Annotated in this window: 15 protein-coding genes; 7 read left to right on the top strand and 8 right to left on the bottom strand. The window is 47.4% G+C overall.

What is annotated here, in order from left to right:
• Window positions 1–96 precede the first annotated feature (96 nt).
• The gene (locus BGO59_RS32995; protein WP_293691568.1) at window positions 97–423 is read left to right on the top strand and encodes an iron-sulfur cluster assembly accessory protein; all 327 of its coding nucleotides are present in this window, start codon (window positions 97–99) and stop codon (window positions 421–423) included.
• Between the two features lie 194 nt (window positions 424–617).
• Here the strand turns inward: BGO59_RS32995 and rfbA are convergent, their stop codons facing one another.
• The 3 genes from rfbA to galE all read right to left on the bottom strand — a co-directional run bounded on the left by rfbA (window position 618) and on the right by galE (window position 3,702).
• Entirely contained in the window at window positions 618–1,478 is an 861-nt protein-coding gene (gene rfbA, locus BGO59_RS32990) for a glucose-1-phosphate thymidylyltransferase RfbA (protein ID WP_293691431.1), read from the bottom strand.
• A gap of 106 nt (window positions 1,479–1,584) precedes the next feature.
• A complete protein-coding gene (gene rfbB / locus BGO59_RS32985; RefSeq protein ID WP_293691430.1) occupies window positions 1,585–2,637 on the bottom strand; it encodes a dTDP-glucose 4,6-dehydratase in 1,053 nt (350 codons plus the stop codon).
• 33 nt (window positions 2,638–2,670) lie between these two features.
• Window positions 2,671–3,702, bottom strand: a complete 1,032-nt coding sequence (gene galE / locus BGO59_RS32980) for a UDP-glucose 4-epimerase GalE (RefSeq protein WP_293691429.1) — start codon at window positions 3,700–3,702, stop codon at window positions 2,671–2,673.
• 130 nt (window positions 3,703–3,832) lie between these two features.
• On the opposite strand from galE, the gene BGO59_RS32975 reads away from it, so the two are divergent.
• On the top strand, window positions 3,833–4,705 hold the full coding sequence (locus tag BGO59_RS32975) for a transglutaminase-like domain-containing protein (RefSeq protein WP_293691427.1): 873 nt from the start codon (window positions 3,833–3,835) through the stop codon (window positions 4,703–4,705).
• An 88-nt stretch (window positions 4,706–4,793) separates the two neighbouring features.
• On the opposite strand, the gene BGO59_RS32970 is transcribed toward BGO59_RS32975, so the two are convergent.
• Window positions 4,794–5,420 carry a 4'-phosphopantetheinyl transferase superfamily protein gene (locus BGO59_RS32970; RefSeq protein ID WP_293691425.1) on the bottom strand — a complete coding sequence of 209 codons (627 nt, stop codon included), beginning with the start codon at window positions 5,418–5,420 and terminating at the stop codon, window positions 4,794–4,796.
• Window positions 5,421–5,533: 113 nt separating this feature from the next.
• Here BGO59_RS32970 and BGO59_RS32965 point away from each other — a divergent pair, with 113 nt between their 5' ends.
• The 3 genes from BGO59_RS32965 to folB all read left to right on the top strand — a co-directional run bounded on the left by BGO59_RS32965 (window position 5,534) and on the right by folB (window position 7,829).
• Entirely contained in the window at window positions 5,534–6,433 is a 900-nt protein-coding gene (locus tag BGO59_RS32965; RefSeq protein ID WP_293691423.1) for a WD40 repeat domain-containing protein, read from the top strand.
• 113 nt (window positions 6,434–6,546) lie between these two features.
• Complete coding sequence (locus BGO59_RS32960; protein WP_293691421.1) at window positions 6,547–7,422, top strand: DivIVA domain-containing protein; 876 nt, start codon at window positions 6,547–6,549, stop codon at window positions 7,420–7,422.
• Between the two features lie 56 nt (window positions 7,423–7,478).
• Window positions 7,479–7,829, top strand: coding sequence for a dihydroneopterin aldolase (folB, locus tag BGO59_RS32955; RefSeq protein WP_293691566.1), 351 nt, complete (start codon window positions 7,479–7,481; stop codon window positions 7,827–7,829).
• Between the two features lie 106 nt (window positions 7,830–7,935).
• Here folB and ytxJ read toward each other — a convergent pair whose 3' ends face one another.
• Together ytxJ and BGO59_RS32945 are read right to left on the bottom strand one after the other, a co-directional pair.
• Window positions 7,936–8,265 carry a bacillithiol system redox-active protein YtxJ gene (gene ytxJ, locus BGO59_RS32950; protein WP_080059772.1) on the bottom strand — a complete coding sequence of 110 codons (330 nt, stop codon included), beginning with the start codon at window positions 8,263–8,265 and terminating at the stop codon, window positions 7,936–7,938.
• Between the two features lie 54 nt (window positions 8,266–8,319).
• Window positions 8,320–8,628, bottom strand: coding sequence for a phosphoribosylpyrophosphate synthetase (locus BGO59_RS32945; RefSeq protein ID WP_293691420.1), 309 nt, complete (start codon window positions 8,626–8,628; stop codon window positions 8,320–8,322).
• 58 nt (window positions 8,629–8,686) lie between these two features.
• On the opposite strand from BGO59_RS32945, the gene BGO59_RS32940 reads away from it, so the two are divergent.
• Window positions 8,687–9,937, top strand: a complete 1,251-nt coding sequence (locus tag BGO59_RS32940; protein ID WP_293691419.1) for a glycosyltransferase N-terminal domain-containing protein — start codon at window positions 8,687–8,689, stop codon at window positions 9,935–9,937.
• A gap of 71 nt (window positions 9,938–10,008) precedes the next feature.
• Complete coding sequence (gene rsgA, locus BGO59_RS32935; protein WP_293691418.1) at window positions 10,009–10,935, top strand: ribosome small subunit-dependent GTPase A; 927 nt, start codon at window positions 10,009–10,011, stop codon at window positions 10,933–10,935.
• Between the two features lie 80 nt (window positions 10,936–11,015).
• Here rsgA and BGO59_RS32930 read toward each other — a convergent pair whose 3' ends face one another.
• Together BGO59_RS32930 and BGO59_RS32925 are read right to left on the bottom strand one after the other, a co-directional pair.
• On the bottom strand, window positions 11,016–11,621 hold the full coding sequence (locus BGO59_RS32930; protein WP_293691417.1) for a Uma2 family endonuclease: 606 nt from the start codon (window positions 11,619–11,621) through the stop codon (window positions 11,016–11,018).
• A gap of 34 nt (window positions 11,622–11,655) precedes the next feature.
• Entirely contained in the window at window positions 11,656–13,047 is a 1,392-nt protein-coding gene (locus BGO59_RS32925) for a cystathionine beta-synthase (protein ID WP_293691416.1), read from the bottom strand.
• Between the last annotated feature and the right edge of the window lie 7 nt (window positions 13,048–13,054).

Raw genomic sequence — 13,054 nt, 5'->3', positions numbered from 1 at the left:
ACTTTTCCAATACGGTAAAAGTTAATTAGATGGCACTGCAAACCTACGATTGTATTGCCAATTCAATTATACATTATTCATTGTACATTCCTGACAATGGTTACGGTATCAGACATCGCTAAAAATAAAATTATTGAACTGCGTCAGAAAGATGGTCTGGCTGACGAGTATTCTATTCGGGTAGCTGTGCAGGGGGGCGGGTGTTCGGGCCTGATGTATGATCTTCAGTTCGATGCGACCCAGCAGCCTACCGACCATGTTGTTGAGGATAAAGGCATTAAAATTCTGGTTGATCGCAAAAGCCTGTTGTATCTGGCGGGTACTGAGCTTGATTTTTCGGATGGTCTGAATGGTAAAGGATTCCAGTTCAAAAACCCGAATGCAACTCGCACCTGCGGCTGTGGCGAAAGCTTTGCCGTCTGAACCGCTCCGGCGGCCCTGCGGAATTTGACTGCTTAAGCTGAATTTCAAGATTTTGTGATAGATTCATAAAGAAGCCGGTCTCATTAGGACCGGCTTCTTTGTTACAAAGCTTTGTCATTTCGAGGAACGAGAAATCTCAAGCTTGATTTATGAATCAATTAAGATTCCTTCCTCCAGTTGGAGTGACAAAAGTTTTACTTCAGCAGATTCAGGAGATACGCTCCATACCCACTTTTGACAAGGGGCTGAGCGATCTTAGCTAGCTGATCGGCATCAATAAATTTCATCCGGTAGGCAATTTCTTCGGGGCAGCCGATTTTCAACCCTTGCCGTTCTTCGATGACGTGAACAAACTGGCCCGCCTGGATCAACGATTCGAACGTACCTGTATCGAGCCAGGCTGTCCCACGGTCCAGAACCCCTACTTTCAGCTTGCCGCGTTCCAGATAAACCCGGTTTACGTCCGTAATTTCGAGTTCACCACGGGGCGATGGTTTGATGTTTTTGGCAATATCCACAACCTCGTTGTCGTAGAAGTACAGACCTGGTACCGCGTAGTTTGATTTTGGCTTGGTCGGTTTTTCTTCAATCGACAGAACGTTGAAGGCTTCATCAAATTCAACGACGCCATAGCGTTCGGGGTCATGTACCTGATAAGCGTACACCACACCGCCATCAGGATCATTGTTCGCCTGAAGGAGTTTCGACAGGCCTGAGCCGTAAAAAATATTGTCGCCCAGCACCAGGGCAACTTTGTCGTTTCCGATAAATTCTTCGCCAATAATAAAAGCCTGGGCCAGTCCATCAGGACTAGGCTGAACGGCGTACGTGAATTTACAACCCAGGCGTTCGCCATCGCCAAGCAGTTTTTCAAAATGAGGCAGGTCGTGCGGGGTTGAAATAATCAAAATTTCCCGAATGCCTGCCAGCATCAGAATAGACAGAGGGTAATAAATCATCGGCTTATCGTATACCGGCATCAATTGCTTCGATACGGCCAGTGTTAGCGGATGAAGGCGGGTGCCGGAGCCCCCGGCTAGGATGATTCCTTTCATATTTTTGAAAGGAGCGAGGAGCGAGGAGCGAGGAGTGAGCATGGCTGGCGCAAGCTAAATGCGACCGGATGAATTCTCACTCCTCGCTTCTCGCTCCTAACTCCTGTTATCTGTTTGAGTACATTCCCTGATAATAACTCTGATAAGCGCCGGACGTAACATTGTCCAGCCACTCCTGATTGGCCAGGAACCAATCAACGGTTTTTTCGAGACCTTCTTCAAACTGAAGCGAAGGTTGCCAGCCGAGTTCGTTCATGATTTTATGGGCGTCGATGGCATAACGCAGGTCATGACCAGCCCGGTCGGTGACGTAGGTAATCAGTTTGGCCGATGTACCTTCTTCACGACCTAGTTTGCGGTCCATAATCTGGCAAAGCAGATTCACCAGATCAATATTTTTCCATTCGTTAAATCCGCCGATGTTATAGGTTTCGCCCAGCGTCCCTTTGTGGAAAACGGTATCGATAGCACGAGCATGGTCAACCACGAATAGCCAGTCGCGAACGTTTTCTCCTTTACCGTAGACAGGTAGCGGTTTGTTGTTCCGAATGTTATGAATCATCAACGGAATCAACTTTTCGGGGAAGTGGTTGGGGCCGTAGTTGTTCGAGCAGTTGGTCAAAACAACGGGCAGTTTATACGTATTTCCGTAAGCCCGTACAAAATGATCCGAAGCGGCTTTGGAGGCTGAATAAGGCGACTGCGGATCGTACGGTGTTTCTTCCGTAAAGAAATCTTCCGGGTTGTGCAGCGAGCCATACACTTCGTCGGTCGAAACGTGGTAGAACCGCTTGCCTTCAAAATTGCCTTTCCAGCTATTTTTAGCGGCATTGAGCAGGTTTACCGTACCAACTACATTGGTCATAACAAATGACATGGGATCGGTGATGGAACGGTCAACGTGCGACTCGGCTGCCAGGTGAATAACCCCATCGAATCCCATTTCGGCAAACATATCCTCCAGGAATTTGGCATCGGTAATGTCGCCTTTTACAAATGTGTAGTTTGGCGCGTTTTCGATGTCGGTCAGGTTTGCCAGGTTACCGGCGTAGGTTAGCGCATCGAGGTTATAAATCTGGTACTCCGGGTATTTCGTTACGAACAGGCGCACCACATGCGACCCGATAAAGCCGGCTCCGCCGGTAATTAGAAGTTTCATTTTAGTTTGGTTTATAAGCTTCAGCTTACCGTTTTAACTAATCTTTTGCTGCCAGCGCCAGGCATCGCGTAACGAGTCGGCCAGAGAGCGTCTGGCGGTCCAGCCTAATACCTGATTCGCTTTCGATACATCGGCATATACCTGTTCTACATCGCCGGGCCGACGTGGTCCCAGTATATAGTTTAGCTTCATGCCAGTGGCCTCTTCAAACGTTTTGATTACGTTCAGAACGGTTTCTCCGCGTCCTGTACCGATGTTAATGACGTCGTAGCTTGCCGTTTCGTCACTTTCGATCAGTTTTCGAAGCGCCTGTACGTGAGCATCCGCCAGATCCATTACATCAATATAGTCGCGGATACACGTACCATCGGGTGTGTTGTAATCGGAACCGTACACCGTCAGACTAGAGCGAATACCAGCGGCAGTTTGGGTGATGAATGGAACCAGATTGGCCGGAACACCAAGGGGCAATTCACCGATTTCGGCCGATGGATGAGCACCGATCGGATTGAAATACCGAAGCGCAAAGGCTTTAACCGGTATTTGCGCCCGCACTGCATCGCGAATAATATCTTCGCCGATGGACTTGGTATTGCCGTAGGGAGATTGAGCCGGAAGCCGGGGTGTTGCTTCTGTAACAGGCAGCTGCTCAGGCTGACCATATACCGTGCACGACGACGAAAATACGAAGTTGCGTATGTTGTGCTTAGGCATCAGCTCCAGCAGGAGCATTAACGAGTCGAGATTATTCCGGTAATATTTCAGCGGTTGTGCCACCGATTCACCCACAGCCTTGAAAGCGGCAAAATGGATGACACCCAGTGGGGCTTCTTTCTGAAAGATATCGTCCATGGCGGCTGCGTCGTTGCAGTCGACAGGGTAGCAGGTTACATCTCGACCCAGAATAGCCCGCAGACCATCGAGTGCTGATCGTTCGGAGTTCGAAAAGTCGTCGACAATAACCGGCTCAAAACCAGCTTCAACCAACGAAACAACCGTGTGCGAGCCAATAAAACCGGCGCCACCGGTAACCAGAATTTTGGAGGAATTATCTGTAGGAGTCAAACCGTTTTTTAGGAAAATTTTGTTGCTATAGTAGCATAGCGACTCGTAAAACCAGACAAAAGTAGTATATTCAGGAGGTTTACGAAAGCAGTTTTTATTGAGAGGTTATTCTCTCAGGCGGTATAAACGAATGAACGACAACGAATTGAAAGCCCTGATCTCGCTCCTGGACGATGAAGACCCGGAAGTGGTGGAGCATGTCGAACAGCGAATTCGGCAAATTGGGGGACAAATGATTCCGCTTTTAGAAACAGAATGGGAGGGAAGTTTTAACTCTACTCTGCAAAAACGGATTGAAGAGTTGATTCATGACCTTCAGTATGAATCGGTTCTGGAACGGATGCGTGACTGGAAAAACGGTGGCGCCATGGATTTGCTGGAAGGGCTATGGATCGTTGCCACCTATCAGTATCCTGACCTGTCATTGGCCAAACTCCGGCAGGATGTCGAGCAGTTGTTCTACGATGTGTGGGTCGATTTTAAAGTCGATATGCATCCCGACGAACAAATCAAGGCGATGAATACGGCCTTTTTCTCAAAACTGAAATTTGCTCCTAACACAAAGCATTTTCACTCGCCAGCCAACTCGATGATCAATCAGGTACTCGAATCGCGACGGGGTAATCCCATCACGCTTTGTGTGCTGTATATGCTCATAGCCCGTCGACTGAATCTGCCGGTGTATGGCGTGAACCTGCCCAATTTATTTGTACTTACCTACAAAACCAATGGGGTACAGTTCTACATCAATGTGTTTAACCGGGGGCTGGTGTTTACAACGAAAGATATTGACCAGTACATCGATCAGTTGAATATTCAGCGTCTGGATGCTTTTTATCAACCCTGTACCAACACCGATATCGTCCGGCGGGTACTGCGCAACCTAACGCTGGCCTTTGAAAAAAATGGTGATACGGACCGGGTGCAGGAGGTCGAAAAAATTATGGCTGCCGTTCGCGACGATGGCGATGGATTGCCTTTATCCGATTACACGCAGCGGTAACATTTTAATGGACAATGAATAACGCATAATGAACAATAGATAAACTGCATCTGAAGGAAATTATTCATTATCCATTGTCCATTATGCATTAAAACGCAATTGCCAGCAAGCCGGGGCCGGTTTTAAAGCACCGGATAGTTAGTTCTTCTTCGTGGTCGGGTAGGCGAACATGACCCGTGAGTTCGCTGGCGTCGTCGGTGAATGGCTCAACGTGCAGATGCTCCCGAAAGGTGAGTTGCCGTTTGCCGTAGAGTTTATACAGAGCCTCTTTAGCGCACCAGTATACCGCCAGCCGATGCGGATCTCCGGCGGCATGCACAATCTCGTCAGTCGATAAAACGCGGGGAACAACGCGCGTAAACTGCTCCCGAATCGGTTCAATATCAATACCCACAGGTCGTGACCGGTGCAAAATAGCGGCCGCCCAACCGCTAGTATGTGATAGGGAAATATGCCAGGGGGACCCGATTAGGTGCGGTTTTCCATACTCGTCTTTTTGCAGGCCAGCATACAATAAGCCCTGAGATTCGGTCAATTGCTGAATAGCCACGCGGCAGGCCAGCCATTCTACTCGTTGAGCGGGATGGGTAATACTGGCCAGCTCACTCTCTTCCACAACCGTAAGTGGCAGTTTGGCCCTAAGCGCTGGCTCATCCTCTGTGATCGCTCTGAGGGTGGCGATGCAGTCGCTGTTTATGTTTATCTGAAAAGTCACAAATCAAAAGTCGGAAGTAGCTGGACAAAAAGAAAGGTTTACGACCTTTGATTCACCAGTTTGATGGTTAGGGGCCTGAATCGTTGATCGTCAGACCAAAATTTTGTTACAAAGTGATCGTAGAAAAGATTGATACCTTCGGCGGTCATCGCGACTGCGTTTACACACTCGAACAGGCTTCGGACCCGAATCGGTTTTTTTCGGCGGGGGGCGATGGGCAAATTGTCGAATGGCAACTGGATCGACCCGATCTGGGACGACTAGTAGCAAATGTACCGGCATCTGTGTATGCACTGGCTTTTCAGCCGACAACAGGTTTGCTATGGGTTGGGCAGAATTATGAGGGAATCCACTGGATCGACCCCGCTCAGAAACAGCAGGTACATTCCCTAAAAATCACATCGGCTGCTATCTTCGACATCAAGCTTTATAAGCAGGACGCCTTTGTTGCTCTTTCCGATGGCGTCGTGATTGTGCTGGATGCCAATCAGTTCGTAGTGCGGAAACACCTGAAAGCCTCTGGTCAATCGGCGCGGTGTATTGCCGTAAATCCGGTGGAGCGGGAGTTCGCCGTAGGCTACAGCGATCATAGCATTCGTATTTTCGATCTGGAAACATATGAACTCAAGCAAACGATTTCAGGTCATACCAACTCGGTATTCACGATCGCTTATTCGCCCGATTTTCGGTATCTGCTCACAGCTGGGCGCGATGCCCATCTGAAGGTATGGGATGTAGAGAATGGATACACTTTATTGCATACCGTTGTTGCCCATATGTTTGCGATCAACCATCTATTGTTCAGCCCCGACGGCCGGTATCTGGCTACAGCAAGCATGGATAAGTCTATTAAGATCTGGAATGCCGAAACGTATCGGCTATTGAAAGTGGTTGACCGGGCTCGTCATGCAGGTCATGGTACATCAGTCAATAAGCTCTTATGGGTCGATTCGAATCAACTCATATCGGGCAGCGATGACCGTACAATTTCGGTATGGAAATTGTCTGAATAGCTATCGGTTAAATAGGAATCTCCTATTTTTCAGGCTATTTTTTGTAAAATACGTGGAATGGCTGTTATTTCACCCTTATTGGTATCAATAAATTCTAAAATCGTAGCGCACCAATGAAAATTACGCCCATCGAAATCCGGCAGCACACATTTGAGAAAGGGTTGCGCGGTTATAGACCCGAAGACGTTGACGCCTTTTTGGTTTCGTTATCTCAGGAATGGGAACGTGTAACGGGGGAATATAAAATGCTTAAAATGCAGCTCGAGTTAGCTGAAAAAGAGCTAGGTAAACTCAAGGAGATCGAGATGACTCTTTTTCGAACCTTGAAGACCGCCGAGGAAAACAGTGCCAATATTACCGAACAGGCTAATAAAGCAGGAGAAAAATATATTGCCGAAGCCAAACAAAAGGCCGACGAGATCATTGCCGATGCTCGTAAACGGTCGGCATTGATGGTTCAGGACGCCGAAAACCAGGCCCGATATCTGAAAGATAACATACTTAACGATCTGAAATCGCTGGAGCATGACTTTAAAGCCCTCGAAGGGTATAAAGAGAATCTGGCGTCTCAGATCCGGCTATTAGCCAGTAATGCAGTGGATAGCGTAGACCGATTTGAGAAGAAGTTCAGCAAACAGAATCTGAAAGGTAAAATCGACGAGGTATCGAATCAGATTAAAGAAGAAACAAAGTTGGCTGATGGTAAAGCCGCTACCGAAGCATCAGACGATGTGAAGACGGAGCCGATCAGTCATGCAGATGCAACCGAATTGCCGGCCCTTGTTGAGCGGGAAGCGTCAATTCCTGAAGCGATTCCTGATGATAAAGATACCCTGGAAAAGCTGGATGATGCTATTCAGGAAACTCAGTCAGAGCATGCCCATACCGCCGTGCCGGAGTCTGTTCTGGAAGAAGCCTCAACTCCAGAGCCAGAAGCCTCCGAAGAAGCCCCTGTAAAAAAAGGTGGCTCATTCTTCGACCAGATTTAATGCATAGCGGCTAAGGCCCGTCACGAACTATGCGGGTTTTCGACTCGCGCTATACAATGGGAACAATTGCGTTAGAAGGACTTGAATTTTTCTCCTATCACGGATTTTACGACGAAGAACAGAAGATTGGTAATAAATACTCCGTTGACATACTCGTAACAACCGATTTTTCGGAAGCAGCGCGTCGGGATCGGCTGAGTGATACGGTTAGTTACGAAGATTTGTACCGGATTACAGCCGATGTAATGAAGCAACCAGCGCGGTTACTCGAACATATTGCGCACCAGATTATTCAGGAAATACGAACTCGCTACAACAGTTTGGAAACTGTTGAAGTAAGCGTTTCAAAGTTTAATCCACCCATTGGCGGAGTATGTCACCGGGCCCGGATTACGATGAAAGGATAAATTTCAGTATTAGTAGCGAGGAGTTAGGGGTGAGAATGACTGACGTGTAAGCAAAACAGTACGCGTCAGCCATTCTCACTCCTAACTCCTCGCTCCTAATACTTTGTTAAACCGCCTGCTGCAATCCGGCAAAAGAGATTGACATATGCGAGGCATCATAAATACAAGTGCCGTTCTTGATCAGCAATACTTGTGGTGACTCGTGTTCAACCCCGAAATCATGCTCTATTTTATTAGAGAGAGGTTTGTTGGCCAGCAAATCAAGATAGTAGGCCTTCACCCCGAGCTGGTCGTTCCAGTTGCGTTCCATACGACTGAGTGCCATGTGGCTGATGGAGCAACTGGTACTATGTTTGAAAATCATTACTGGACGCTTAACCGATTCCTCTTTGATTGTATCAAGCTGAGCTTCACTTGTTAACTTATTCCAATTCATTGTATCAACATGCATTCTGTTGATATAAAATTAATATATTAATTTAAAAGTTCGCTAATTATCGGGGGTGTATCGCAACTTTTCGGCCATTTCAGGAGAGATGGCTTCTGCGTATGTGCCATATGCATCAACTAATGTGCCTTTATCGCCATTTTGGGCTTCGATGGCATAAAGAACCGTCTCGTCGCCTGGGTCGGTCATGCCTTCAAAGCGGTAAACCTCCACAATGTCGAAGTCGGCGGGTTGTAACTCGATACTATCCGACTGGCAATACAAACAATCGGGTTTTAGATTGTAATCTTTCGTAAATCCTTGCTGACGGAGTCCTTCCAGCGCGTCGGTCAATGTGTCGTAGGCGTTCATAACAGGTGGTTTGCGTAGTAGTTCGTAGCTTTGTTTGTGTAATCAACCGCATATTAGCTTGTTTTCGGGACTTTATAACGCAGGTATTCTTGTTTTTCAGCAACTCGTGAAGTTGGCTGCTCGTTTCAATCCTAAAGCACGTCAGTGGAACGAAGGTCGGCGTGATTGGGCCGAGAAGCTGACGGTAATGCTGGCTGGTAACACAAGCCCCATTGTTTGGTTTCATGCTGCTTCGCTGGGTGAGTTTGAGCAAGGACGGCCCGTCATGGAAGCGTTTCGGAAAACCTATCCGGCTTATAAAATCCTGTTGACGTTCTTTTCGCCTTCTGGCTATGAGGTACGAAAAAACTATGATGGTGCCGATTATATCCTGTACCTGCCAGCCGATACACCAGCAAACGCCCGTCAGTTTATACAGATCGTAATGCCTCAACTGGCGTTTTTTATCAAATACGAGTTCTGGTATAACTACCTTCGGGAACTGAACCAGGCGGCTGTACCAACCATTTCATTTTCTGCGATTTTCAGACCTGACCAGCTTTTTTTTAAACCGTATGGCGGTTTTTATCGGTCCCTGCTTCGATACTTCGATCATATTCTGGTACAGAATCAGGAGTCGCTGGATTTGTTAAAACAACTTGATCTGAAGCACAGTACGCTGGCGGGCGATACACGCTTTGATCGGGTGGCGCAGGTAGCCGCAGCGAAGCAGGAAATTCCCCTGGCTCAACGTTTTAAGGATAATCAACCAGTTCTGGTCGTAGGGAGTGCCTGGCCTGAGGATATGCATGTTATCATTCCCTTTCTGAATGCATTCGATAAACCCTTAAAAGCAATAATTGCCCCGCATGAGATTCTGGAAGCCGAAATTGAGCATTGGCGTACTTTACTGAAAAAATCGTCGATCCGTTTTTCGCAGGCAAATGCTGCTGATGCTTCGCGAGCCGAAATCCTTTTCATCGACAACGTGGGTATGCTTTCTTCTTTGTATCAGTACGGCGAATTTGCGTTTATTGGCGGTGCTTTCAAGCAGGGCCTGCATAACATCCTGGAAGCGGCTACGTTTGGTATGCCTCTCTTTTTTGGCCCTGAGTATAGTAAATACCAGGAGGCTGTCGATTTAGTAGCCGAAGGGGCTGCTTTCCCGGTTAGCACGACAACTGAACTAATGACAGCATTCTCCCGGCAATACGGCAATCCGACAGAAGCCGCCCAAATCAGTCGGCAATATGTGCAACGGAACATTGGCGCAACGGCAAAGGTTATGCAGGTGGTAGAACAAATAAAGCGTGAAAGAGTGAATAGCTGAAAGAGCGAAATCCAAACATCGCCTTTCAGCTATTCACTCTTTCACTCATTCACTCTTTCGCTCTTTACATTTTGCAACACGGATTAATAATTCGCTCTACAGGTTCTTGGTACGATATTCGTGCTATCGACGGCCACGTTTATCAGGGGCGGCTGAAGGGTAAATTCAAGATTAAAGGTCTTAAGGTTACGAATCCGATTGCTGTTGGGGATAAAGTAACCTTTGAGGTGGAAGATGAAGCCGAAAATACGGCTCTCATTACCGACATTTCGCCCCGCGAAAATTATATAATCCGGCAGTCGGTCCATAAAACGGCACATGGGCATATTCTGGCCGCCAACCTTGATCAGGCTGTATTACTGGCAACATTGACGTTACCCCGAACCTCCTTGGGGTTTATTGATCGTTTTCTGGTGTCGGCAGAGTCGTTTCGTATTCCGACCACCCTTGTTTTCAACAAAACAGATATCCTGAACGACGACGGACTGGCTTATCAGCAGGAGATTATGGACATGTATGAGCAGATTGGCTATCAGTGTCTGGCTACGTCGGCTACCGAAGGAGAAGGTGTTGATGCGTTTCGGCAACTGCTCGATCACAAAGTAACGCTTCTGTCAGGGCATTCGGGGGTTGGGAAATCGTCGCTCGTAAACGCCATCGCCCCTAATCTCAACCTGCGTACTAACGAGGTATCGACTTTTGCCAATAAAGGGGTTCATACGACAACCTTCGCCGAGATGTTTGAGCTAGCGCCCGATACATTTATCATTGATACGCCGGGTATTAAGGAATTGGGGCTGATCGATACGGAAAAAGAGGAGATAAGTCATTATTTCCCTGAAATGCGCGATCGGCTAAACCAGTGTCGGTTTCATAACTGCCTGCATATCAACGAGCCAGGCTGTTCCATTAAAGACGCCGTTGCCGAAGGCGAAATAGCAGAAAGCCGTTATCTAAGCTATCTGAGCATGATGGATGGTAGTGACAACCGGCGATAAGTTACAGGTGTATGTATAATGTAGGGTGTATGATGTATTTTGTTAGTACATACATCCTACATCCTACATTATACCTACATTCATATCACTCCTTCTTCGGTGAGCAGATTGGCTACATTGAGGGTTACAGTATCCAGCACCGGAACGGTGGCATCCCAGTTTAAAGTAAGCCAGCTTTCGCCTTTCGTAGCCACAAAAATTTTACGCGATTTTGTCGTAATCCAGATAACCCGTTCGGTGCCGAAATCAAGCATGGCCTGGGTCTTTTCATATATATAGTCCTGCTCTCGGGCCGGAAAGGCTTCCAGGTCAATTTTAATGTCTACTTCGACGACGACCTTTGGGGCTACATCGAAAAATTTGCCTTTCACGGTCACCTTCTCTTTCTCGTAAACCGCAATATCGTTAGACAAATTATCGCCTATCTGGATGTGTAAGCCAGGTTCGTTCGTAACAATCCAGTAGGCTTTCCGATTTGCCTGGTTATAGATGTAAGCGTGTAGAATCGATACAATAATTGCTTGAAGGTCACTGCAACCCATAATTTCGCCGGGTGTTTTTTGTTTGGCTAATACTTCCTTATACCCTTTCCGATAAAGAGGGCGTCCATTGAGGGTTTCGTAAATTAAGTAGGAAGGTATTGGCTGTTGGGCTGTCAGCTCCTGCGTTGCTGTTTCCGTCACCATGGCTTTATGATTTTATGCAATCTACGTAAATCGATTAGCTTGTCATAGCGGCCAGCAAGTCGGCCTGTGTGATAATATGGACCTGTTCTTTTTCATCCCGAACGAGCAGGGCTTTATTATCGCGGTCGATAAGTGAAGAAAGGGCATCAATCGTATTATCGAGCCCCACGAATTTAAAGGGCTTATCCATCACTTCACTAACGGGGTGATCTTTCACCGTGGGGTCTTCGATAAGCTTGTTCAGTATGGCTGAATCAGTTAAACTACCCACAATATGTCCGGTATCGTCGGTCACCGGAATTTGCGAGATGCCGTACCGATTCAGCACATGAATGGCCTGGCTAACCGATACCCCTGAGCCGATTGTCGTAAGCTGCGAACGTCGGTCGGTCGGCCCACCAGTTTTATGATGAATGATATCGCGGGCTGTTTTGAATGCACGATCTTCCAGAAAACCATGATCTTTCATCCACGTATCGTTGTAAATCTTGGCCAGATAACGAGTGCCATGATCGGGTAGAAGAATAACCAGTACATCATCGTCGGTCAAATGATCTTTGGCCCACTCCAACGCACCATGGACGGCTGTACCACATGACCAGCCTACAAATAGCCCTTCTTCACGAGCCAGCCTACGCGTCATGATGGCTGCATCCTTGTCTGTAACCTTCACAAACTGGTCGATCAGATCAAAATCAACATTTTTAGGAAGAATATCTTCGCCAATGCCTTCGGTCAGGTACGGATAAATTTCACCCTCATCGAAGATACCCGTTTCCTTATATTTTTTGAAGACGGAGCCGTAGGTATCCAGACCTATAGAGACAATAGCTGGGTTCTGTTCTTTCAGAAATTTCGATGTGCCGCAGATCGTACCGCCCGTCCCCACCCCGGCAGCAAAATGAGTGATTTTGCCATCGGTATCGCGCCAGATTTCGGGGCCAGTAGTTTCGTAATGAGCCGCTGTGTTGGCCAGGTTGTCGTATTGGTTAGGATATAGCGAATTGGGAATATCCCGGTTAAGCCGTTTGGCAACTGAATAATACGAACGTGGGTCATCGGGCGCAACATTGGTAGGGCAAACGACGACCTCGGCCCCTACAGCGCGTAAGATGTCAATCTTCTCTTTCGACTGTTTATCGGCCATCGTAAAAATACATTTATACCCTTTGCCGATGGCCGCCAGGGCGAGCCCCATGCCTGTATTCCCACTCGTACCTTCAATGATTGTGCCACCCGGTTTGATAATGCCCCGCGCTTCGGCATCTTCAATCATGCGAATAGCAATGCGATCTTTAACTGAGTTGCCGGGATTGAAGTATTCGATTTTGGCCAGAACAGTGCCTCGAATTCCCTTTGTCACTTTATTCAGTTTTACGAGAGGGGTATTCCCAATCGTGTCGATGATCGAGTTATAGTAGTTCATAACTAGT

This window comes from Spirosoma sp. 48-14 (genome assembly GCF_001898575.1).
Lineage (GTDB): Bacteria > Bacteroidota > Bacteroidia > Cytophagales > Spirosomataceae > Spirosoma.
This window is presented reverse-complemented; position numbering and strand designations above follow the sequence as displayed.